The sequence below is a fragment of the Soonwooa sp. T0.1_25 genome (assembly GCF_057652215.1).
In genome coordinates this window covers 26,468-48,664 of record NZ_JBYFBZ010000003.1, presented here as the reverse complement: position 1 = coordinate 48,664, position 22,197 = coordinate 26,468, and the positions used below count along the sequence as shown (strand labels likewise).

Annotated in this window: 21 protein-coding genes; 9 read left to right on the top strand and 12 right to left on the bottom strand. The window is 34.6% G+C overall.

From position 1 onward, the window contains the following. Nucleotides 1–144: 144 nt before the first annotated feature. On the top strand, nucleotides 145–1,458 hold the full coding sequence (locus AC23MB_RS05405; RefSeq protein ID WP_487786707.1) for a helix-hairpin-helix domain-containing protein: 1,314 nt from the start codon (nucleotides 145–147) through the stop codon (nucleotides 1,456–1,458). A gap of 108 nt (nucleotides 1,459–1,566) precedes the next feature. On the opposite strand, the gene rluF is transcribed toward AC23MB_RS05405, so the two are convergent. From rluF to AC23MB_RS05375, 6 genes are all read right to left on the bottom strand, one after another. Beyond that, a complete protein-coding gene (rluF, locus tag AC23MB_RS05400) occupies nucleotides 1,567–2,289 on the bottom strand; it encodes a 23S rRNA pseudouridine(2604) synthase RluF (RefSeq protein WP_313030547.1) in 723 nt (240 codons plus the stop codon). Nucleotide 2,290: 1 nt separating this feature from the next. After that, nucleotides 2,291–2,854, bottom strand: a complete 564-nt coding sequence (locus tag AC23MB_RS05395) for a hypothetical protein (protein ID WP_487786706.1) — start codon at nucleotides 2,852–2,854, stop codon at nucleotides 2,291–2,293. Continuing rightward, nucleotides 2,855–3,556, bottom strand: coding sequence for a tRNA pseudouridine(55) synthase TruB (gene truB, locus AC23MB_RS05390; protein WP_312324564.1), 702 nt, complete (start codon nucleotides 3,554–3,556; stop codon nucleotides 2,855–2,857). A 318-nt stretch (nucleotides 3,557–3,874) separates the two neighbouring features. Continuing rightward, a complete protein-coding gene (locus tag AC23MB_RS05385) occupies nucleotides 3,875–4,696 on the bottom strand; it encodes an undecaprenyl-diphosphate phosphatase (protein WP_313030551.1) in 822 nt (273 codons plus the stop codon). 86 nt (nucleotides 4,697–4,782) lie between these two features. Next, the gene (locus AC23MB_RS05380; RefSeq protein ID WP_312323269.1) at nucleotides 4,783–5,091 is read right to left on the bottom strand and encodes a DUF3098 domain-containing protein; all 309 of its coding nucleotides are present in this window, start codon (nucleotides 5,089–5,091) and stop codon (nucleotides 4,783–4,785) included. A 2-nt stretch (nucleotides 5,092–5,093) separates the two neighbouring features. After that, complete coding sequence (locus AC23MB_RS05375) at nucleotides 5,094–5,993, bottom strand: cell division protein FtsX (protein WP_487786705.1); 900 nt, start codon at nucleotides 5,991–5,993, stop codon at nucleotides 5,094–5,096. A 496-nt stretch (nucleotides 5,994–6,489) separates the two neighbouring features. Between AC23MB_RS05375 and rsmA the strand changes: the two genes are divergently transcribed. The 5 genes from rsmA (at nucleotide 6,490) to AC23MB_RS05350 (ending at nucleotide 10,455) form a co-directional block, all read left to right on the top strand. Beyond that, complete coding sequence (rsmA, locus tag AC23MB_RS05370; RefSeq protein WP_312323274.1) at nucleotides 6,490–7,260, top strand: 16S rRNA (adenine(1518)-N(6)/adenine(1519)-N(6))-dimethyltransferase RsmA; 771 nt, start codon at nucleotides 6,490–6,492, stop codon at nucleotides 7,258–7,260. 97 nt (nucleotides 7,261–7,357) lie between these two features. Continuing rightward, nucleotides 7,358–7,609 carry a hypothetical protein gene (locus AC23MB_RS05365; protein WP_312323276.1) on the top strand — a complete coding sequence of 84 codons (252 nt, stop codon included), beginning with the start codon at nucleotides 7,358–7,360 and terminating at the stop codon, nucleotides 7,607–7,609. Between the two features lie 9 nt (nucleotides 7,610–7,618). Then, nucleotides 7,619–7,924, top strand: a complete 306-nt coding sequence (locus AC23MB_RS05360; protein ID WP_312323277.1) for a hypothetical protein — start codon at nucleotides 7,619–7,621, stop codon at nucleotides 7,922–7,924. Between the two features lie 284 nt (nucleotides 7,925–8,208). After that, nucleotides 8,209–8,727, top strand: coding sequence for an isopentenyl-diphosphate Delta-isomerase (idi, locus tag AC23MB_RS05355; RefSeq protein ID WP_312323278.1), 519 nt, complete (start codon nucleotides 8,209–8,211; stop codon nucleotides 8,725–8,727). Nucleotides 8,728–8,808: 81 nt separating this feature from the next. Beyond that, nucleotides 8,809–10,455: a peptide-N-glycosidase F-related protein gene (locus AC23MB_RS05350; protein ID WP_374329411.1), complete on the top strand. Its 1,647-nt coding sequence runs from the start codon at nucleotides 8,809–8,811 to the stop codon at nucleotides 10,453–10,455. Nucleotides 10,456–10,517: 62 nt separating this feature from the next. Here the strand turns inward: AC23MB_RS05350 and galE are convergent, their stop codons facing one another. Both galE and AC23MB_RS05340 read right to left on the bottom strand, forming a co-directional pair. Continuing rightward, nucleotides 10,518–11,531, bottom strand: coding sequence for a UDP-glucose 4-epimerase GalE (gene galE, locus AC23MB_RS05345; RefSeq protein ID WP_313030575.1), 1,014 nt, complete (start codon nucleotides 11,529–11,531; stop codon nucleotides 10,518–10,520). Between the two features lie 30 nt (nucleotides 11,532–11,561). Next, nucleotides 11,562–12,692: a DegT/DnrJ/EryC1/StrS family aminotransferase gene (locus AC23MB_RS05340; protein ID WP_313030577.1), complete on the bottom strand. Its 1,131-nt coding sequence runs from the start codon at nucleotides 12,690–12,692 to the stop codon at nucleotides 11,562–11,564. 67 nt (nucleotides 12,693–12,759) lie between these two features. Between AC23MB_RS05340 and AC23MB_RS05335 the strand changes: the two genes are divergently transcribed. Continuing rightward, a complete protein-coding gene (locus AC23MB_RS05335; protein ID WP_312324458.1) occupies nucleotides 12,760–14,355 on the top strand; it encodes a S8/S53 family peptidase in 1,596 nt (531 codons plus the stop codon). A gap of 30 nt (nucleotides 14,356–14,385) precedes the next feature. Here AC23MB_RS05335 and AC23MB_RS05330 read toward each other — a convergent pair whose 3' ends face one another. The 3 genes from AC23MB_RS05330 to AC23MB_RS05320 are packed head-to-tail and all read right to left on the bottom strand — an operon-like array spanning nucleotide 14,386 to nucleotide 19,591. Beyond that, nucleotides 14,386–14,763 (bottom strand): response regulator, encoded by a 378-nt coding sequence (locus AC23MB_RS05330; protein ID WP_313030581.1) that lies wholly within the window; start codon nucleotides 14,761–14,763, stop codon nucleotides 14,386–14,388. Between the two features lie 16 nt (nucleotides 14,764–14,779). After that, nucleotides 14,780–17,005 carry a PAS domain-containing sensor histidine kinase gene (locus AC23MB_RS05325; RefSeq protein ID WP_487786704.1) on the bottom strand — a complete coding sequence of 742 codons (2,226 nt, stop codon included), beginning with the start codon at nucleotides 17,003–17,005 and terminating at the stop codon, nucleotides 14,780–14,782. Nucleotides 17,006–17,041: 36 nt separating this feature from the next. After that, nucleotides 17,042–19,591 (bottom strand): phosphoenolpyruvate carboxylase, encoded by a 2,550-nt coding sequence (locus AC23MB_RS05320; RefSeq protein ID WP_487786703.1) that lies wholly within the window; start codon nucleotides 19,589–19,591, stop codon nucleotides 17,042–17,044. Between the two features lie 99 nt (nucleotides 19,592–19,690). Here AC23MB_RS05320 and AC23MB_RS05315 point away from each other — a divergent pair, with 99 nt between their 5' ends. After that, nucleotides 19,691–20,137, top strand: coding sequence for a DUF1648 domain-containing protein (locus AC23MB_RS05315; protein WP_313030590.1), 447 nt, complete (start codon nucleotides 19,691–19,693; stop codon nucleotides 20,135–20,137). Here the strand turns inward: AC23MB_RS05315 and AC23MB_RS05310 are convergent. Further along, nucleotides 20,118–21,605: an NAD(P)H-hydrate dehydratase gene (locus AC23MB_RS05310; RefSeq protein ID WP_313030593.1), complete on the bottom strand. Its 1,488-nt coding sequence runs from the start codon at nucleotides 21,603–21,605 to the stop codon at nucleotides 20,118–20,120. The genes AC23MB_RS05315 and AC23MB_RS05310 overlap by 20 nt on opposite strands. 140 nt (nucleotides 21,606–21,745) lie before the next feature. On the opposite strand from AC23MB_RS05310, the gene mscL reads away from it, so the two are divergent. Then, nucleotides 21,746–22,135 carry a large conductance mechanosensitive channel protein MscL gene (mscL, locus tag AC23MB_RS05305; RefSeq protein WP_312322464.1) on the top strand — a complete coding sequence of 130 codons (390 nt, stop codon included), beginning with the start codon at nucleotides 21,746–21,748 and terminating at the stop codon, nucleotides 22,133–22,135. The last annotated feature ends 62 nt before the right edge of the window (nucleotides 22,136–22,197 follow it).

Genomic DNA, 22,197 nt, shown 5'->3' with positions numbered 1-22,197 from the left:
TTTTTTGGTGTTTGTAAATTTTATTTTAAATCATTACGAGCATTTCAGTAAAGTATTCGTAATTAAATTTAATCTTAATTAAAAAAGAAAACAAGTGAAATATATTCTATAAATATTGTAATTTTAACAATAAATACTAACATCATGAAAACGCAATTTTCCTATCAAATAAGACGGAAACAAATAATTGCTTTATTAATAAGTAGTTTGTTTCTTTTAAGCCTTCAAATTACATTCCATTTTTACAAAAATCAATTTTCTAAATCCTCAGAAAACATTGAAAATCTGACTTTTGCGCCAACCGAGAAGATACAAAAATCAATAACGCCGTTTAACCCGAATGATTTACACATCGAGGATTGGCAAGATTTGGGGTTTTCGGAAAAGCAAGCTTCAACCATTCTGAAATACAAAGATTTGGTTGGTGGAAATTTTATTTCGAAAGAGCAACTAAAAAAATGTTATGCTATCTCGGACGAAAAATTCAAAGAGCTTGAAGCATTTATTTTGTTGGAAAATAAAGAATCGACAGAAAAGTCTAGCCACTCAAAAATTGCAAAAAATTTAAACATAAATGGGAAGTTCAATCCTGATAAACTCTCGCAACAAGATTGGCAAAATATGGGATTTTCGGAAAAGCAAGCAGCAGCGATTTTAAAATATAAAAACTATCTCGGCGGAAGTTTTGTGTCAAAAGAAAAATTAAAAGATTGTTTTATCATTAATGATGAACAGTTTTCTCAAATGAAACCTTATTTACTTCTTCCTGAAAAAACGCCTGACAATTTCAAAGCTTTTGCTAAAACTAAAAAAGAAATTAAATACAAAAATTTTGATCCAAATCTTTTAGAAATTGACGATTGGAAAAAGCTTGGTTTTAGTGATAAACAAGCGCAAGTTATCGTTAATTATCGCGATAAAAACCTTAAAGGAAGTTTTCGAAGTTTAGAAGATTTTAAGTCGTGTTTTGTGATTTCTGAGGAGAAATTCAATGACTTAAAAGCTCATATTATTCTCAATCCTAATAATTTTAAAACAACAAATTCTGAAAAAATCATTGCAAAACAAGAAACCGACTTTTCGAAATTAGACTTAAATAAAATTACATTTAAACAGCTAATTGAATTTGGTTTTGATGAAAAAGCAGCAGGAAGTTTTATTGGTTTTCGCAAAAAACTTGGCGGATTTATGAACACACAACAGATGCTTGACACTTATAATATTGACAAAGACCTCATGCAAAAGTTGATAAACACTTGTAAATTTTCAACAGACGATGTGCAAAAATATACTTTGGTTGAAGCGCCTGAAGAATGGTTGAAAAATCATCCTTACTTCAAATACTCAGCGGACAAAATTATCTTCTACCGAACAACATATCCAAATGATGAAAAAATCTGGAAATTTTTAAAACTAAAACCAGAATACGAAACGAGAATGCGTTGGTACACGAAATAGGTCTTGGTTGATGGTTTAATAAGGTTTAAGGCAAACTTAATTCATAATTCATAATTCATAATTCATAATTCATAATTCATAATTCATAATTCATAATTCATAAAAAAATTAATCAAATGTTTTGGAAGAACCTTCTAGAAGTTGATTAAGTTCTGATAATTCTTCTTTTGTAAGATCTCGCCATTTGCCAATCGGAAGATCAAGCTTGATATTAAGAACTCGAATACGTTTTAACTTTTTAACATCGTAACCAAGATACTCGCACATACGACGAATTTGGCGGTTAAGACCTTGTGTCAACACGATTCTAAAACTCATGGTATCGATTTGTTCCACCTCACATTTTTTAGTCACTGTGTCCAAAATAGGTACACCATTTCTCATTTTATTTAAGAAAACAGGCGTAATTGGCTTGTCCACTCGGACAATATATTCTTTCCCGTGGTTGTTTTTAGAACGAAGGATCTTGTTAACAATATCGCCATCAGAAGTCAATAAAATTAAACCTTCACTAGGTTTGTCCAAACGACCAATTGGGAAAACACGTTTTGGATGTTGGATGTAGTCGATAATGTTGTCTTTTTCGCGCTTTGTATCTGTAGTACAAACAATGCCGACAGGTTTATTAAAAGCGATGTAGACATGTTCTTCTTCAGTTTTCCTGATTGAAACACCATCCACACAAATTTCGTCTTCGTCAGAAACTTTAGTTCCCAATTCTGGTTTTACACCATTTATTGTAATTCGTCCTTCTTCCAAAAGCTTATCAGCAGCTCTTCGCGAGCAATATCCAACTTCTGACAAATATTTATTAATACGCGTTTTTTCCATTTTAATATCTTTTATTCGAAAACAAAATCAAACCATAAGTTAAACCTACAAAGAAAGTACCTTCGCCATCCAAAACTTGATCCTCCAAATTAACCGAAAAATATTGTCCTAGATTATTAGTCATTGGTTCTATTTTTCCTAAACTTAAACCAATAAATCCTGCATTCTTCGCAGCCGTTTGATTGATTTTATTACCATATTTTGCACTTATAAAAAAGAAATCATCATCCGTTATATCATTTACAAAAAAGTAAGGCTGAATTGTAATATACAACAAATGATAATTGGGATCGATGTAACTGTAACGTAAACCTCCTGCCAAAGCAAACCAACTTATCGGCTGATAACCAACTTGCGAAGAAAATCCGTAATTATATTTCCCTGGCGGAACTTGCCTCAGTTCGTAATCTGTTTTGGCTTGACTATTTTTAATAATGGAAGCCAAATCGAAACCAACACAAGCATCCAAAGTTGTAAAAAATCCTAATTTCTTCCTTGGCGGATAATCTTGCGAAAAAACAAAACGTGAAAATACCAGCAACAAAAAAAATAAATATTTTTTCATTTACAAATCTTCAAAATGATAGTCGTTATCAAGAAATTTCGTAGAAGCATTTTCTAAGCTGTAATCGCCGATTTTGGTACGACGCAATTGCGTGAGATATGCACCGACTCCCAAATTTTGACCAATATCATGTGCCAAACTTCGGATGTAAGTCCCTTTGCTACAACCAACGATAAAGCTAACCATAGCGCCATCAATTTTAATATCATTAATATAATGAATGGTCGTTTTTCGGGATTTCATTTCGACTTCTTCACCAGCGCGTGCTAGGTTGTACGCACGTTCGCCATCGATTTTTAAAGCTGAGAAAACAGGTGGTTTTTGATCGATTTCGCCAACAAATTTTTCTAATGTTTTATGAATATCTTCTTCTGTAATATGTGAAAAATCCTGATGTAGAATTTCGGGTTTTTCAGTATCATAAGATTCTGTCTGAACACCAATTTTCACTTCTGCCCAATATTCTTTTGGTGCATCTTGAATTTCGGGAATTCTTTTCGTAAACTTCCCTGTACAAACAATCAAAAGTCCAGTTGCGCGTGGATCCAAAGTCCCAGCATGACCAATTTTGAATTTCTTAGGAAGTTCTTTATATTCTCTTTTTAGTTTGTATTTTAGTTTGTTAACCGCTTGAAAAGAAGTCCAATCCAAAGGTTTGTCCACTAAAAATATATATCCTGATTGTAATTGTTCTGACGTCACAAAATTGTGTTTAGTTGATGGTTGACAGTTTTTGGTTTTTAGTTTTTAGTTTTGGGTTTAATGTTTAAGCAAAGTTAATTAGTAAATCGTAAATCCTAATTCGTAAATCTTAATTTCTAAATCCTAAAAAGTAGAATTTTTCTACTGCTTAGAATCGGCAGCCTGACTTATATCATTTCTTCCGTTTTTTTTTTGATTCGATGAATCTACTTCCTCGATTTGAGCGGAGATATTTTTGTTTTTTTTAGAAAACAAAAAAGTGAGAGCACTTCGACTTCACTCAGTACAAGCTTAGGCGGAAAAGCTGTCCAAATAATTCTATTTATTAAACCATTGGAAGTAAATCAACAAAGCAACACCGACAAAAATCCTATACCAACCCCACGGTTTGAAACCGTATTTGTTAAGCAAGCCGATGAAAGATTTGATAGCGATAAGTGCCACAATAAAAGCCACGATATTACCAACAATGAAAGCGATAATATGATTTTGAGATTCCATAATCATCTCATAACCTTTCATAGGTGTTGCCGTTTCTTTACCCCACGTTTTTACAAAAACTGAATAAACGGTCACCGCCAACATCGTAGGAACCGCCAAGAAAAATGAAAATTCAGCCGCCGCTTTTCGTGTTAAACCTTGCGTCATACCACCAATAATAGACGCGGCACTTCGACTCGTCCCAGGCATCATCGCAAGACACTGCCAAAAGCCGATGGTAACAGCTTTCTTGATAGAAATGCCTTTTTCGTCATCGATTTTGGGATTCTTGAACCAACTATCAGCAAACAATAAAATAACACCGCCCAAAACCAAAACCGATGAAATTGCTATTTGGTTACCAAGAACAGCTTCAATTTTATCATCGAATAAATAACCTAAAAATAAGGCTGGAATAACCGCAAAACCTAGTTTAAAATAGAATTTAAGATTATTAAAATCAAAAAACTTTTTCCAATAGGCGACAACCACAGACAAAATTGCCCCAAACTGAATCGACACTTGGAACATTTTTAGAAATTCGGTTTCTTCCATCCCCATAAGGTTGGCAGCGAATCCCATGTGTGCCGTTGAAGATATTGGCAAATATTCGGTTAAACCTTCAACAATAGCGATGATTATTGCTTTTATTAAATCCATAGTTTTTTATCGTTAAATTGAAAAAACTTTGAAAAAGAACAGAACTCTTCCAAAGTTTAATATGATTTTATTTTATAAAATTCTAGTTATTTTTTGTCACGTTTCAGGATAGCATAAATCTGAACCACAAATCCTGCAATCACCAAGAAAGGTGCGATACGGATTCTGACTACAGAAAAAATCCCTTCGTTCCAGTAATTAGGATCAAACTTCCCTTCTGGTGTTGTGTTAGCGTCAGCACCCATCATCAGGACAAATCCTAAGATAATACAAGCCAAACCAATCAACATCCATTTGAAGTTAGTTTTCCCAAAATAAAAATTATTTTCTTTTGGCGTTGGCGCAGAAGCTGGGCTTCCGAATTGATCCGCTGAAAATTTATTCTTTTTAGCCATAATTATGAATAATACAAGTCGTCAACATGAGATCTTAAGAATCTCCAAGTTGCATAGATAGTACTTAGAACTGTAATTAAAACACCCACTGCAAAAACAGCAATCACTAACAATAAGTATTGATTAGGATCATTAACGAAAGGCGTTCCGATCTCGTTTGTGAAGAAATACCAAAGTCCACCCAGCGCCGCAAGCCCGATTAAAGCGCCTAACAAACCTAATATAATCGCTTCGATTACGAAAGGCTTCAAAATGAAACGTCGTTTCGCACCCACCAACTGCATCGTCTTGATAATAAAACGCTTAGAATAAATCTTAAGACGAATCGAGTTATTGATCAATACAATCGCTAATATCAAAAACAAAATAGAAAATCCGAAAATCCATTTCAAAATTCTGTTAAGATTATTGTACACATATTTGGTTAGCGTGTCGTCATTTTTAACTTCCTTCACACCTTGCACTTTAGAAAGCTCTTTTACAACTTGTTCTATTTTTACAGGATCCACGTACTCTGGCTTCAAGGAAACCTCTACAGATGGCGGAAAAATATGCGAATCAAACAAAGCTTCGGAGTCAATTCCCATACTTTTTCTAGCTTCTACAGAAGCCTGCTCTCTTGAGATAAAAGTTGCCTTTTTCACAAACGGAAGCGTTTTGATAAGTTCATAACTCACCTGATTGGCTTTTTCGATTTTTGCAGAATCTTTTAAATCAAGATCCTCATCAAAATAAGCTTGTACAACCAATTGCTCCTTAATATAATCCGAATATTTTTGAGCATTAATCAGGATTAACCCGAATAAGCCCACAAGAAAAAGAACTAAAGCAATACTTATAACTACGGTAATGTTACTGGATCGTAATCTACTTTTGTTAATATCCTCTACAGTCTTTGGCATTAAATAAAAATTTTCTGCTAAAATAGAAAATAATATTCACTTAAGCCTTGAAAATAGGGCAAAGTATTGTTAATAAAATCATAAAAAGCAAACATTCTAAATCAATTTTCGAGGATATTTTTTGGGCAATCCCGCAAAAACCAAAGCTTTAGGCCAGCCCATTTTGCGGTCGGGCTGTCCGCTATATCTTTGTAGTGGCACTCGGACGACTCCGCTACGCTCCGTCGCCTCGCGCCACCACAAAGGATGCCGCTTCCATCCCTATTGCAAAACAACCGCTTCGAAATTAGATTTTAGATTTTGGATTTTGGATTATGGTTGTCGGTTGATGGTTGTCGGTGTTTTGCTTAAGAATAAACAACCTCGAAGATTTCTTTAGATTAAGCCTTTCTTATAAAATAATTCGTAAATCACCACTTATAACTTGTAATACATAATTCATAACTCATAATTCAAAACTCGTAATTCCTAATTCAAAAATAAATATCTTTGCAAAATGAATGTACGTGCCAAAAAACACCTAGGTCAACACTTTTTGACGGATCAAAATATTGCAAGAAATATTGTCGATGGACTTTCTTATCAAGGCTATGACCAAGTATTGGAAGTTGGTCCTGGAATGGGCGTACTAACAAAGTCTCTTTTGGACAAACCAACCGAAACCTTTGTTGCAGAAATCGACATCGAATCTATCGATTATCTCAAGATTCATTATCCGAAATTGCAGGAACAACATTTCGTTGGTGACTTTCTGAAAATTGACATTCCGACAGTTTTTAAAGGGCAGCTGGCTGTTATCGGGAATTTCCCGTATAATATATCGTCACAGATTTTATTTAAAATAGTTGACAGTTACGAAGTCGTGCCAGAGATGGTCGGAATGTTCCAAAAAGAAGTTGCAGAACGTACCGCAGCAAAACCACGCACCAAAGATTATGGAATATTATCCGTGATGATCCAAGCTTATTACGATGTTGACTATCTTTTCACGGTTCACGAAAATGTTTTTAATCCGCCGCCAAAAGTAAAATCTGGCGTCATCAGAATGCTCAGAAATCCAAAAGAAGGTTTGGCAGGCAATGAGGAGCTTTTCAAGAAAATTGTGAAAGCAGGTTTTAACCAAAGACGTAAAAAACTGAGCAATGCCCTAAAAGTTCTCAATATCCCTGAAAGTATGAAAGCACATCCTTTCCTTGATATAAGAGCTGAAGAATTGTCTGTAGCAGATTTCATCGACTTCGCTAACGAGTGGAAAAACGCCAAGTAAAAAGCATTAACTAAAATATTTAATTCGCCCAGAAAATTAATTTTCTGGGCGAATTTGTTTAGCAAAAAATTGTATTTTAGAAACATAAAATACAATTATGAAAAAACTTCTTTTACTAACGCTAATCCTTCCATTTGCATTATCGTGTAAAAAAGAAGAGAAATCGGAAGCCGACTTTCAAAAAGAAATTGTAGAATATCGTAAAAAATTAGTAACATTTGATATCGGCGAAAAACCTAAGAATTTTTCCGCAAAAACGTTTTCTGGCGCTACTTTCAATTTAAAAGATCATTTGGGAAAAACTATAGTCATTTTTGGTTACAATCAAGATTATTTGCAAGCTTGCTAATATTATGACATGGTAAAAGAAATCCAAAATGCCTATAACAAAACACAAGGAAAAGCCGAATTCATTGGTATACTTGATGATTTGGTAGATGATGAAAAAGCACTTCATATAAAAATGAAAGCTGCCAATCTACCTTTTGATCAAATCGATAATTCTAGGAATCCAAACAAATCCAAACAAGTGCAATTAAGCATTGGTTGTTTACCTGCTAGATATGTGATTGATAAAACGGGTAAGGTCGTCATTGCTGTTTGCGGCGGTCACGGCGAAGAAAATTTAATTCCTATTATAGACAGCTTGACGCAAGTAAAATAAACATCAGAATAAAATGAGTTTTTCAATATGTATTGATTTCAGCGACCAAGAAATGTAACCTAATGTAAATCAACATTTATAATTTATAATTCACAAATCATAAATCTTCAAAAAAATCAATTTGTCAATTGCGCAGAATATCCTAGCCCTGATGGAAGCGGCATCCTTGCGGCGAGTGAGGCGGCGGAGCGCAGCGGAGCCGTCTGAGCGAGACCGTCAAGATACAGCGAACAGCAGGAATAGCTTCTAAAAAATGTTCTGAAAATTTTGATTAGCTTTGTGATATGGAAGAACGCGTAGTTTTAGTAAATCCGCAGGACGAGGTTTTGGGATTGATGGAGAAGATGCAAGCGCATGAGAATGCTTTGCTACATCGGGCTTTTTCGGTGTTTTTGTTTAATGACAAAGGTGAAATGCTATTGCAACAACGTGCCGCCGGAAAATACCATTCGCCGCTACAATGGACCAACGCATGTTGTAGTCATCCGCGCGAAAACGAATCTTACCTAGATGCCGCAAAACGCCGTCTGCAAGAGGAACTAGGAATTTCGGCAGAGTTAACAGAGCGTTTTAATTTTTTGTATAAAGCTGATGTTGGACAAGGCCTTTGGGAGCATGAGTTGGACTATGTTTTCACAGGGGAATACAACGGTGATTTTACACTAAATCCTGAAGAAGTGGCGGATATAAAATACATCTCCATCAACGAGCTAAAACGCGAAATTGAAGAATTCCCGCAGCGTTATACGGAGTGGTTCAAAATCATTTGGGATGAATATCGAAATCATCTAGAAATTTCTTAATTCTTTTTATTTTTCGTAATTAAAATTAAATACGTTAGTATTTTTTTTATATTTAGATTCAATTTTACAACTAAATCTAATATGAAGAAAAAACTACTAACTGGCATCGCTGTGCTAAGTCTTGGACTATCGTTAAACGCTCAAAATGTGACAGTTTTTAATGATGTTCCGTTCTACAGTATGTACCATTATTTGGGTGAAGGACAAAGTCTTCCGCCTGAAGCCTACTCACAAATTCCGACAGGCGCCATCCGACTTCACGGTTATGAGCGTGATATAATTTCTAGAAAATTAACGCCCGAAGAAATCGCAAGTATTGGCAGCAGTGTTTCTGTGGAGGTTGATCTTATCGCTGCATGTGATAATTATGATCGTCTAGCAGGTATTAATATAGCTTTAGTTCCGAAAGGTTTGACGACTTATACCTGGGAGCAAACAGATGTTAAACGTATCGAACTTGGTCGTTTTATAACACCATTTATGAACAAGAATAAAACGCCAACCACGGTGCCTTATCAATTTAAAACTGATAATCTTGCGAATCTTTTACACGACACCTCGATAACTCAGAATTATGACATTTGGATTGAATTCCGTGCGGATGGTTATTCAGCAGCAGCTAACACACAAGTTGCTGGTTGTGCAGATAGAACAGATGTTTTTAGAGGAAATTTAAGATTTGTCTCTACAGGTTCTGCACCGACCAACTCTAATTTTTTCATGCCTTTACTTTATCGTTCAAATCTTAATAAATACAATTCAACAGATGAACCTGGCACTACAACACGAACCGTAAATTTCACATTAGATACTCCTGTTGACAATGCGGTTTTACATTTAATTTCATCTAATCACGGCGCCAATACCAATGGTGAAGAATATGTAAGGCGTGAGCATTATGTCTATCTCGATGATAATCTTGTGCATCAATACAGACCTGGTGGCAAATCTTGTGAGCCTTTCCGTGTTGTAAATACGCAAGGCAACGGCATCTACGGTTCGACCGAAAAAACATTACGCAACTGGTTATCTTTCAGCAACTGGTGTCCTGGTGATGCCATTCCAAATCGAGAGATAAAACTTGGAAATCTAGCTGCTGGGCAACATACGATAAAACTAAAAGTTCCTGATGCTGTTTTCGCCAATAATGAAGGCTACTTCCCTATTTCGATGTATCTTCAAAACGCAAGTAACGGTGAGGTTATATGTAATGGTCCGACTAATTTTAAGCTAAGTAATCAGGTTAATCAAAGCTATGATCTAAGCTGGACGCCCAATCCAACTGCTGTACAATCGCAAGTTTTATATGGACGTCGAGGTGGCTACTCTACGAGTTTGGAAACTTATGTTGACACAGACCAAAGTAATTTGAGCGTGAATAATTTAACGGTATATTGGACCTATGAAAATTACATCAAATCAAAATGTACAGATATTAACAAAGAAAGTCTGTGGATTGGTCCAGTTTTATCACAAACTATTGTATTAGGAACGAGCGAAACTACTAAAAAAGACGTAAGCATCTATCCAAATCCTAGTCAAAATGAAGTAAATATCCAATCAAACGATAAAATTAAAAACATCGAATTATACAGTATTGACGGCAAAAAATTAAATAATTACCAATCGAATAAAATTGATATTTCTAAATTGAATAAAGGTGTCTATAGCTTGAATATCCTTTTTGAAAATGGTGAAACATCCAACCAAAAGATTATTAAAAATTAATTTTAACTCCATCAAAATTAAAACCCAATAAAAAAAGCGATTCGTAGGAATCGCTTTTTGTTTTATCTTGTTTCTAAATATTTTTGCCACTGCCAAGTTGTTCTCAGCGCTTCTTCGAGTGAAGTGTCAGCTTTCCAATTTAATTCTTTTTCAGCCTTATCAGCGTTAGCATAAGCAATTGTAATATCGCCGGCGCGACGATCACAAATCTGATACGGAACGTCAACATTATTCGCCGATTCAAAAGCTTTAACAACTTCCAAAACCGATGATCCTTTTCCAGTCCCTAAATTATAAATATCTATAACCGTTTCTTCTTTAGAATCGATTAGTTTTTTAAGCGCCGCAACGTGAGCTTTCGCCAAATCTACAACATAAATATAATCGCGCACCGCTGTACCATCTTCTGTTGGATAATCATCTCCCCAAATGCTTAACTTCTCACGAATTTTCGCAGCAGTTTGAGTTACATAAGGCACCAAGTTATTTGGAACTCCGATTGGTAATTCGCCCAATTTAGCTGATGGATGTGCTCCAATTGGATTAAAATATCGTAGCAAAGTGATTTTCTTTTGATTCGCTAAAGCAAAATCTTTCAGAATCTCCTCGCCCATTTGTTTGGTCTTTCCGTAAACGCTTTCTGGCATTTTAAGAGGCGTATTCTCGTCGATTGGCATTTGATCCGCTTGACCATAAACCGTACAAGAAGAACTAAAAATAAAATTAGATACATTTCTAGTTTTAAACTCCTGTAAAATATTAATCAACGAAAACAAATTGTTTTCATAATATTCCAAAGGTTTTTCTTGACTTTCGCCCACCGCTTTGAAAGCTGCAAAATTGATACAACCTTCAATATTATGTGCTTCAAAAACTTGAGATAATAATTCTTTTCGTCTTAGATCAAATGGATAAAAAATTGGTTTCTTACCCGAAACTTCTTCAATATTATTTAAAATAAATTTTTCAGAATTAGATAAGTCGTCAACAATTATCACTTCAAAATCATTGTTAAGAAGTTCTACAACCGTGTGCGAACCAATATAACCTAATCCTCCGGTTACTAGTATTGCCATTATTTTTTTTGTGTTTTATTTAATTCGAAATTATTCTACAGACATAAACTCCAAAACTGCGTCTGTAATATATTTCAGTTGCTCTTCGTCCAGCTCTGTATGCATTGGTAGAGAAATAACTTCATTCAAAAGTTTATCTGTATTTACAAAATCTGCATCGTTACTTTCTTGGTAATAAGCTTTTTGTTTTCTAAGTGCAACTGGATAATAGATCATCGCAGGAATGTCCTTTTCAGATAAGAATTTTTGAAGTTCGTTGCGTTTTCCGTTCGTAATTCTTAAAGTATATTGATGGAAAACGTGGTTAGTATCATCAGCTGTAACTGGTGTCAAAATATCCGCATGACCAGCAAATGCTTCGTTATAATAATTAGCCGCCCATTGACGCGCTTCGTTGTAATTATTTAATAATGGAAGTTTTTGTCTTAGCACAACCGCTTGGATGCTGTCCAATCGAGAGTTAACACCAACTTCGTCATGGTAATATCTTTCGTACATGCCGTGGTTAACAATGCCACGAAGTCTGTGCGCTAAGTCATCATCGTTAGTGAAAATCGCTCCACCGTCACCATAACAACCTAAATTTTTAGAAGGGAAAAATGACGTCGTACCAATCGTTCCCATAGTTCCAGATTTTTTAACTGTCCCGTCTGAGAATGTGTAATCTGCACCGATAGCTTGGGCATTATCTTCGATAACGTAAAGATTATGTTCTTTAGCAATTTTTAGGATTTCTTCCATATTCGCGCATTGTCCAAACAAATGCACAGGAATAATCGCTTTAGTTTTTGGTGTAATTGCTTTTCTAATTTGTTCTGGATCGATGGTAAATGTATCGTAATTAACATCTACTAGAACAGATTTTAATTTTAACAAATGAATAACTTCAACTGTTGCAGCAAATGTAAAATCTGCAGTGATAACTTCATCGCCTTCTTTCAGATCCAGTGCCATTAGTGCAATTTGCAAAGCATCTGTCCCATTTGCACACGGGATAACATGCTTAACATCTAAATAATTTTCTAAATCTGATTGGAAAAATTTAACTTCTGGCCCATTAATAAACGCTGCCGAATTCATAACATTGATTACAGCGTTATCCACTTCATTTTTTATTTTATAATATTGACTTTGAAGGTCAACCATTTGAATTTTTTTCATAACGAAACTTTGATTTTGTAAATTTAAGCTTAATTTAGTTATACAAAAAATAACCTGTCATAAATCTATGAAAAAAATCTTTACCAGCTTGATGCTTGGCGGACTCTTTTTCGCCCAAGCTCAACAAACGGAATTGGTTTTTGTCTTTTTTAAAGATAAACCTAACAAAGCAACATTTTATGCAAATCCTTTATCCGAATTATCGCAAAAATCTTTGGATCGAAGAACTCACAAATCGATTGCTCTCAACGATCAAGATGCTCCTATTGAAGCTTCTTACATTCAAAATGTGAAAAATTTAGGATTCACCGTTAAAGACCATTCCAAATGGTTAAATGGTGTTGCTGTTAATGCAACCGCAGCACAAATCCAAACTTTAAACTCGCAGCCTTACGTCTCGCATGTGGAATCTTTTGTGAGAAATCCCAACGGCGGAAAAAAATCGGAAGCCGAACGTCCTAACAAATGGCAAAATTTAGAAGCAAATAGAGCCAACTTTAACTATGGTGAAGCAGCTTCACAAATTGACCAAATGAATCTAAGAAGTTTACATGTTGCTGGTTACACCGGAACAGGAATGACGGTTGCGGTTATCGACACTGGCTTTCCTAGTGTAAATACAGGAAGTGCTTTCAAAAGGTTGAGAGATAATGGACAAATAAAAGGTGGTTATAATTTCGTTTCAAAAAACAACGATATTTATAATCAAAATCTCAACTCGCACGGTGCTGTTTGTTTAGGAACAATGGGCGGTTTTATTCTAAATCAATTTGTCGGTTCTGCGCCAGACGCTAATTTTTATTTATATGTTTCTGAAGATGCAGACATCGAAATCCCAGAAGAGCAACTCTATTGGATCGAAGCTGCCGAAGAAGCAGATAGAAAAGGCGTTGATCTTATTTCGACTTCGTTGGGCTATTACGAGTTTGATGATAGTCGCTACGATTACACCTACGCAGATATGAATGGCACAACCAGCTTTATTGCTCGAGGTGCGCAAATTGCTTACGAAAAAGGAATTTTCATCAATTTTGCGGCTGGTAACGAAGCCGATAATTCTTGGTTTTACATCATAACGCCAGCCGACAATGCAAAAGTCTTCTCTATTGGTGCTGTCGATTATAATGGTGTTAGTGCAAGCTTTTCATCCTACGGACCCAATTCTGTGGGAGTTATTAAGCCTGATGTTTGTGCTCGAGGTGTGGCGACGGCAACTGTTTTCAACAATAATGTGACCCAAGCAAGCGGAACTTCATTGGCAAATCCTTTGTCGGCTGGAGGTATCACTTCATTGCTACAAGCGCTACCAAAAAGTGTCAATCTTGATGATGTTAAAAATAAACTTCGTTCGACTGCTTCTCATGCTACTGCGCCAACAGACCAACAAGGTTATGGTATTGTTAATTTTGGAAAAGCCTATAATCAATATTTAATGGTGGATAATGTGAAGCAAAGCAACTTTAGCATCTATCCAAATCCTGCTAAGGATTTTATCGAAATTAAAACCAATTCTAAAATCGAAACCGTGCAAATTTTTGATAATCTAGGAAGACTTCTTAAAACTGAAAACTCTGTGAAAATAGACATTTCGAATCTTGAAAAAGGCGTTTATTATTTAAAAATAAACAATGGCGAAAAGATTGAGAAATTTATTAAAAATTAAATTAAAAAGACTGTCTAGAAAGGCAGTCTTTTAATTTTTATCACTATACTTTTTAATTTTATCCAAAACATCGAAAAGGTCAAAAGGCTTGGCAACAAATTCGTTGGCACCACTTTCTATAGCGGAATTTGCGAGGCCTCGACTTGCAGACATGATAATAACTGGAAGTGACATAAAATCTTCATTGGCACGAATTAATCGACAAATATCACGTCCGTCTTCACCAGCCAACCACATATCCATAAGGATAAGATTGGGCAAATTGCTTTTGTCAAGTTGTTGATACATTTCAGAACCTTTTTCGAAAATCTGAACATCATAACCTTCCAAATCCAACATCATCTGCAACGAATCCAAAATCGCAATATTGTCATCAACGATGATAATTTTTTTATTTAATTCCAACATTGGAGAAAAGATTGTATTAGTTTTTTACAGGAAGTTCAAAACAAAAATTAGACCCTTTTCCCCTCTCAGAATTAACATAAATGTTACCATTACTTCTTTTGATGATTTCGGCAGAAATATACAAACCAATTCCCAAACCCGGAATTGTATGTTCTTTCTCACCACTCACACGATAATATTGTTTAAAAACGTGTTCAATTTTTTCTTCAGGAATTCCAATGCCGTAATCTTGAACACAAAATCTAATTTTACAACCCAAATGTTCAGCAGTTACAACGACTTTGTCAGCATCTGGTGAATATTTGATCGCATTACCTATCAAGTTGCTCATGACTTGCGACAGTCGATGACGATCGGCTTCTATCATCCCAACTGGCTTAGCATTAACCAGAATCTGATGTCTACTTGCCATTTGTTGTTCTTCTACAACTTCATTCACCAAGTCATTAAAATCAAATTTACTAGATTTTAATTCTATTCTTCCGTTTTGGATTTTTGTAACGTCAAGAAGTTCAGCAATTAACTCTGTCAATTTATTAATCTGCTCGTCCATTTTTCGAGCAACACTTGCATTAGCAGTATCTCCCAGATTTTGCAGATTTCTTCCCATGTACTGAGAATATAATTTTAGACTGGTTAGCGGGGTTTTTAGCTCATGACTTGCAATCCCCAAAAAGTCATCTTTCTGTTGTTGTAATTGTTTGAAATCGTCGATATCTGTACAAGTTCCGATCCAAGAATCGACCATTTTTTCGTCATTATAAATCGGAATTGCTCTCACTAAATACCAGTGTTTTTTACCCGTTTTTTTATAATTATTAAACAACATTTCCTTTTCATAAACTTTTTTATTGGCGATGCAATTGTACCATTCTGCGGTAAGAACTTTAGCTTCTGAGGGCGAAACACCTAATAATTTCTCGAGGTTTCCCCAAGGATTTTCGCCATACGGAATGTCAGTTACCGTATACCAATTACTATTAAAATAATCAGCACTACCCTCATTATCTGCAGTCCAAACCAATTGCGGCATCGACTCTGCCAAGGTTTTAAATTTCTTTTCGTTTTCTCGAAGTTGTTTTTTATATTTTAGTTCTTCCGAAACATCATAACCCAAAGTCATCACATACTTTACATTACCATTAACATCTCTAATTGGCTGAAAAATATAATTAATATATTGTGTATTTCCTTTCGCATCAACATATTCGTACTCCTTTTTTTCGTACTGAATACCTTCATTAAAAACCTTTTGTAAATTTTTAAAAATAGGACGTCCTTCAATACCTGGGACAGTATCAATAACGCGAGTTCCTATGTCTATTTTGTATCCCCAAACACTCTCCGAAATCTTATTAGAAACGCGATAAACAAAATCTTTACCTTCTAAAACATTAATGGCAACTGGTAAATTTTCGATAAAATGTTTGAGCAAAGCTTCTCTATCATACAACTTTTGCTTTGCAAGAACCAAATCGGTAATATTAAGAACGGACAACAAAACTGCCTTTTGATCTCCCTTTTTGTTTGTTATCGGTTTTAAAGCAAATTTTAAAAATAAATGTTTGAGAACACCATTAATATTGATTTCTATGGGAATACACCTTTCGAAAATCTTTGTTTCTTCTTCCAAACAAAGCTTGTATAACTCAGCGATTTTTTGAGATTTTAATTCTGGGAAAAGATCAAAAATAGAAGAGCCCAATATATTATAACCTTTACCCAAAGTCAAAATCATACGTTCATTAGCGATCTCGATTTGCGCATCTTCGCCAATCAAAATTGCTTTCGAAAACAATGAACCCGCCACCTGATAATCGAACTTTTCTTTAGATTCAGCCATGCGTTTTTCGAAGAACAATCGCTCTCCAATTTGACGCAGCGTTATCATTAGTCCAAATTCATTTTCAAAATTAACACGAGAAATTTCTAAAACAAAAAATTGTACATCATCTGACTTCTCCGCATCATTTTTTAAAAGTTGAATAACATGTTTATGTTTTCCTCCATTAATAATAATATCCGAAATTATCTCTACATTATCTTTCAGAATTAAATCTGGAAAAACGTCTAAACCACTTTTGCCAATACAATTTTCATCAAGATCAAAGACATCAAGAAGTGCAGGATTTATGGTTTTAATTTTAAAATTCTCCGAATCCATCCACACGATTCCGATGGAAGTATTCATTAATATGGTTCGAAAAAGCTCTGAAGAAACGTCTGATATTGAGTCTGCCATAGTCAATAGATTTTTGTTTTATGTTAAATTAAAAAACTAAGCAGAATTACGACTTGCATTAATATTACCAAACAAAGATCGAATCACTAATTTCTCATAAACGGCTTTGTTATCATGATTTTTCTGTATTTGCATTAATGCATATTGCTGAATACTCAGAAGCGGAAGTACTATTTTTTCCCTTATTAAAACCGATTTTCTGTTAAGCGGTTCTTCTTGCATCAAAACTTTGAAACCTGTTAATTCTAACATTAATTCTTTCGACAAATTGAATTCATCAAAAAGGACATTCCAAAACTCACCAAACTTTTTATTTTCTTTCATATAATAAGTTAATGGAAAATAAGTTTTGTTCATCGACATCATTGAGTTGAGCACCAAAGTTTTGAAAAAATCCGAATGTTGGTACAAGAATTTAACCTCATCAAATCGACCTTCATCTTTCAAAATTTTAAGCGCAGTCCCAAATCCATAAAAGCCAGGAACATTCTGCTTAAGTTGCGACCAAGAACCTACAAAAGGTATCGCCCGCAAATCTTCAAATTTTAATTCGCCATCTGCGCCACGTTTGCTCGGACGACTTCCAATATTGGTTTTTCCGTAATATTCGAGTGTGCTCATCTCTTGCAAATACGGCACAAACATCGGATGCGCTTTTAATTCAGAATATTTTTCGAAACTAAGTTCCGCTAAATTCTCAATTAAATGACGCTCTTTTTCGGTCAAATCTTTTTTAGAATTTTCAAAAACATCATTTTCAATTCCTGCTGTCAGTAACTGTTCAAAGTTGTATTTAGCTTGGTCTTTATTCCCGAAAACACTGGTAATCGTTTGACCTTGTATCGTCAATTCTAACTCGTTATTAGCGATTGTTTTACCTTGCGAAGCATAGAAATCATGCGTCTTGCCACCACCTCTTGCTGGCGGACCACCACGTCCGTCAAAGAAAATAACTTTAATTCCAAATTCTTTTGCAATGGCTGTCAAACGCTCTTTTGCCCGATAGATTTCCCAATTCGCTTTCAAATAACCGCCATCTTTTGTCCCATCCGAAAATCCTAACATAATGTATTGTTGATTGCAGCGTCTGTTAAGATGAGCTTGATAAAACGGAAGTTGATACAAATCTCGCATCACAGCTTCGGCGTTAATAAGACCTTCCATGGTTTCAAAAAGTGGAACAATATCCATTTTGATGTCGTCATTTTGATAACCGCTAATTTTGAACAAAGCTAAAACATTCATTACATCTTTAACCTCATCCGAATTAGAAATAATGTAACGGTGCAATCCTCGTTCGCCATTTTGTTGTTGAATTTTAGTAACATTCAAAATATTTCGCAAAGTATCTTTTACAATTTCATCTTCAAAATCATTAGGTTTAACATGATTATCAGAATTTAGTAAACTTTCAAACTTTTGCTGATTAGAAATTTCAGAATCCTCTTCATTTTTAAATAAATGATTGTAAATAGAATCTACAATTTTCTGATGAACACGGCTATCTTGACGAATATCTAAAGTCGCAAAATGTGTCCCAAAAATCTTTACACGATCACGATAATCGTCCAATAATTCTCGGAAAAGCGACTGATGGTCTGTAATTAAAATATGTTCCGCCTGATCGATTTTAGCAATAATTTCTGTTTCAGAAATTTCAAAATCTTTTTGGAAAATCGCTTGATATAGTTGATGGCTCAAATCTTCCAAAACTTCGGAAACACCTCTAAAACTAAGTCTTCTTCTCAAATTTTTAAGATGTCCGTAATAACATTTAAGAATCGAACTTCGCAGCTCTTTTGCGACTTCCAAGGTTACATCAGCAGTCACAAACGGATTTCCGTCACGATCGCCACCTGGCCAAAAACCAAGTTTTATAATATCGGGATGTAAGTGATAATCATCGGTTCCGAAGGTTTCCTTCAGTTTTTTGTACAAATCGCCAATGCTTTGATAATAGACGTATCGCAAATAATACATAATGCTCATCGCCTCGTCCAAAGGCGTCGGACGTTCTTTATTAACAAATGGCGTCTTGCCCAACTGTTGCAAAAGCACATCAATATTCGTGACTGAATCATTCTGGATGGCATCTCGTAAATCATGAATTATCCGCTGAACTGCGTTTGGATAAAACTGTGTTGGATGCGCCGTAAAAACGATTTTAACAGAGAAATCTTTTAACTTTTTTCGAACATCGGTCAAACGATGGTCTTGCAAAGCTCGTTCGTAAAGATTAAGAACTGTGCCCGAATCGGCATCCGAATGTAACTTTTGGAACGCAGCATCTTCTATACTATCAAACAAAACCACTTGTCGTTCGATATACTGAACGATCTTGAAAAGCAGTTCTAACTTTTGATCTTCGGATTCGAGGTCTGTATGGTTTTTAAAAAACGAATTAATAATCTCTTCCGGTGACAAAGCTTTGTCGTAACCGTCTTTACTTTCTTCATATAAAAAAGGCAGCAACATGCCGATATTCGTCATTTTGTCATAAGGCAAGCTCATGAAAAGCGAATTGTATATTTGGAATTTGTTTTCAACTAATTGTCGAAAAATTTCATTCTTTTTATCATTTATCATATAACAAATTTAACGATAAAAGAATTCCGTTTTTATTAAAATAGTTTTAAATTGCTATAAAATTTAAATATTTTTTTCATCCAAATTTTCAATTAAAAAATGATAATTCTTTTAATACTCATCAATTCTTTATTATTATTTGGGCTGTTATTGTTCAGTGCGCTCACCTACCGTAGTCTTCCAGCAAGAATACCCACACATTTTGGATTTAATGGCGAGGCTGATGGATTTGGTAACAAACTATTCTATTGGTTAATGCCAATTTTAGGATTAATATTTTTTTTAATTTTTAGTACACAAATCGCTGATTTAAAATCTTTAAAAATATCCGATGTTTCTTCCATTAGACAAAATTGGAATCTCGATTTGAAATCTTCTTTTGGAATGCTGATTAATACTTTTGTTTTAATTATATTCTTTGAAGTCCAATCTAGCATTTATAAAGTAGCAATGGGACAACAAACAAAAATGTCCAAATCGGTGTGGATCTGGACATTTTTAATTATTATATTTAGTGTTTTAACTTCTACTTTGACAGATAGTTAAAGACTTTACCAACGCTTTCGATAACATCTGATGCGAGAAGACTTTCTTTAGACTGTCCTTTAAGCGCTAAATCTGCGGCTTTACCATGTATCCACACGCCAAAAATGGCTGCTTCTTTTGGTGAATATTTTTGTGCTAAAAGAGAGGTGATAATTCCCGTTAAAACGTCACCACTTCCTCCTTTTGCTAAACCAGAATTACCCGTAACATTATAATAAACTTCTCCAGTGTGAAGAACTATTTGCGTATGATGATCTTTAAGAACAAAATTAAGTTGATGCTTTTTTGCCATTTCTTTTGCCAATTCTAATCGCACAAAAGAATTAAGTGAAGCACCAAAAAGACGATCAAATTCTTTAGGATGCGGCGTCAAAATAGAATCTTTTGGCACCCATGATAGTAAATTAAAATGACTACAAAGCAATGTTAAAGCATCTGCATCTAACACAATAGGACGGCTATGATTTCTTAAGAAATTCTCGAGTGCTAATCTTGCTGTTTCAGTTTTACCGAAACCAGGTCCAATACCATAATTACCATCCTCGATAGTAGTAATTATATCAACTTCTCGAGCACCAGCAAACTCGAACATAGCTTCTGGAAGTTGCATAAGACTTGCGGAATAAGCACACTCAGGCGCATTGATAAATGTAAGTCCAGCTCCTGTTTTTGAGGCTCCACGTGCTGCTAAAATAATAGCTCCTGTTTTTCCATAGCTTCCGCCAACAAGTACGGCTTTTCCAAAATTACCTTTGTGGGTAAAATCTGATCTTTTTTTATATATTTTCCTAATAATATCCTCTTCAGACACATAAGAATCAACTTCGGCATTATCTATATAAGTTTTACTTAAATCAATATCTAATACATGGATTTTACCACAATTGATACCTGTTTCTGGATGAAAAAATATTTTTTTATAAAATTGAAAACTTAATGTATCGGTGGCTTTAATTTTAACATCACTATTTCGGTCTCCATCAGGAATAAAACCAGAAGGAAGATCAATAGATATAACCCGATTATCAAGCTTATTAATATCATCAATTATAGCCTCCCAAGGTTGTCCAATATTTTTATTAAGACCAATACCAAAAATGGCATCAATAATAATTGTAGTATTTCTAATAATCGATATTGAAAAATCACTAGTATCAACAATAGGTACGTTTTCAGGAATTTTTTGAAGATTAGTTAACGCATCTTTTGCAAATTTTTTACCGTAATTAGCAACAACCTTCACTTTTCTATTTTGTAAAGACAGTAATCTTGCAATCGCCAAACCGTCTCCTCCGTTATTACCATTTCCGCAAAAAACTACAAAATCCTCACTAGGAGATGTGTTGTTTAAAAGCCATTCACAACTAACTTTAGCAGATTTTTCCATCAAATTAATAGAAAAAATCGGTTTATTTTTAATAGTGAACAGATCACATTCTTTTAACTGATTGATATTGAGTATTTTCATCGTTTAGCATTTTTTGCAAAATTAATAATTTTTCGCATTCAAAAATCAGACAATTTCTTAATTCATGCAATTTTTTTAGTAAATACTTGATTGTGTTTACAATTTTTTAATACTTTTACAGACACATTAAACAAAACACTATGGGATTTTTTAAAGAATTTAAAGAGTTTGCTGTTAAAGGTAACGTGATCGACTTGGCTGTCGGTGTAGTTATCGGTGGAGCATTTGGTAAAATTGTAACTTCATTAGTTGAAGACCTTATTACTCCTGCTATCCTTAATCCAGCTTTAAAAGCAATAAATGCTGAAAACCTATCACAACTTGTTATTCCTGGCACCGCAATTAAGTATGGTAACTTCCTCTCTGCAGCAATTTCATTTACAGTGGTGGCTTTCGCTTTATTTGTAATGATCAAAGGTATCAACAAATTGAAAAAACCAGAAGCTGTTGTTGAGGAAGCTCCAGCTGGTCCAACTCAAGAGGAACTTTTGACTCAAATCAGAGATTTATTAAAAGAAAAGAATGCATAATTTTTTTTAATCTAAAACATAAAAAACCATCGGACTTCCGATGGTTTTTTTTTATTATTAAA

What these genes read in the sequence shown, in the direction of transcription:
- AC23MB_RS05405 (WP_487786707.1), top strand. Translation starts at nt 145, where the DNA reads ATGAAAACGCAATTTTCCTATCAAATAAGACGGAAACAAATAATTGCT.
- rluF (WP_313030547.1), bottom strand. Translation starts at nt 2,289, where the DNA reads ATGGAAAAAACGCGTATTAATAAATATTTGTCAGAAGTTGGATATTGC.
- AC23MB_RS05395 (WP_487786706.1), bottom strand. Translation starts at nt 2,854, where the DNA reads ATGAAAAAATATTTATTTTTTTTGTTGCTGGTATTTTCACGTTTTGTT.
- AC23MB_RS05385 (WP_313030551.1), bottom strand. Translation starts at nt 4,696, where the DNA reads ATGGATTTAATAAAAGCAATAATCATCGCTATTGTTGAAGGTTTAACC.
- AC23MB_RS05380 (WP_312323269.1), bottom strand. Translation starts at nt 5,091, where the DNA reads ATGGCTAAAAAGAATAAATTTTCAGCGGATCAATTCGGAAGCCCAGCT.
- AC23MB_RS05375 (WP_487786705.1), bottom strand. Translation starts at nt 5,993, where the DNA reads ATGCCAAAGACTGTAGAGGATATTAACAAAAGTAGATTACGATCCAGT.
- rsmA (WP_312323274.1), top strand. Translation starts at nt 6,490, where the DNA reads ATGAATGTACGTGCCAAAAAACACCTAGGTCAACACTTTTTGACGGAT.
- AC23MB_RS05365 (WP_312323276.1), top strand. Translation starts at nt 7,358, where the DNA reads ATGAAAAAACTTCTTTTACTAACGCTAATCCTTCCATTTGCATTATCG.
- AC23MB_RS05360 (WP_312323277.1), top strand. Translation starts at nt 7,619, where the DNA reads ATGGTAAAAGAAATCCAAAATGCCTATAACAAAACACAAGGAAAAGCC.
- idi (WP_312323278.1), top strand. Translation starts at nt 8,209, where the DNA reads ATGGAAGAACGCGTAGTTTTAGTAAATCCGCAGGACGAGGTTTTGGGA.
- AC23MB_RS05350 (WP_374329411.1), top strand. Translation starts at nt 8,809, where the DNA reads ATGAAGAAAAAACTACTAACTGGCATCGCTGTGCTAAGTCTTGGACTA.
- galE (WP_313030575.1), bottom strand. Translation starts at nt 11,531, where the DNA reads ATGGCAATACTAGTAACCGGAGGATTAGGTTATATTGGTTCGCACACG.
- AC23MB_RS05340 (WP_313030577.1), bottom strand. Translation starts at nt 12,692, where the DNA reads ATGAAAAAAATTCAAATGGTTGACCTTCAAAGTCAATATTATAAAATA.
- AC23MB_RS05335 (WP_312324458.1), top strand. Translation starts at nt 12,760, where the DNA reads ATGAAAAAAATCTTTACCAGCTTGATGCTTGGCGGACTCTTTTTCGCC.
- AC23MB_RS05330 (WP_313030581.1), bottom strand. Translation starts at nt 14,763, where the DNA reads ATGTTGGAATTAAATAAAAAAATTATCATCGTTGATGACAATATTGCG.
- AC23MB_RS05325 (WP_487786704.1), bottom strand. Translation starts at nt 17,005, where the DNA reads ATGGCAGACTCAATATCAGACGTTTCTTCAGAGCTTTTTCGAACCATA.
- AC23MB_RS05320 (WP_487786703.1), bottom strand. Translation starts at nt 19,591, where the DNA reads ATGATAAATGATAAAAAGAATGAAATTTTTCGACAATTAGTTGAAAAC.
- AC23MB_RS05315 (WP_313030590.1), top strand. Translation starts at nt 19,691, where the DNA reads ATGATAATTCTTTTAATACTCATCAATTCTTTATTATTATTTGGGCTG.
- AC23MB_RS05310 (WP_313030593.1), bottom strand. Translation starts at nt 21,605, where the DNA reads ATGAAAATACTCAATATCAATCAGTTAAAAGAATGTGATCTGTTCACT.
- mscL (WP_312322464.1), top strand. Translation starts at nt 21,746, where the DNA reads ATGGGATTTTTTAAAGAATTTAAAGAGTTTGCTGTTAAAGGTAACGTG.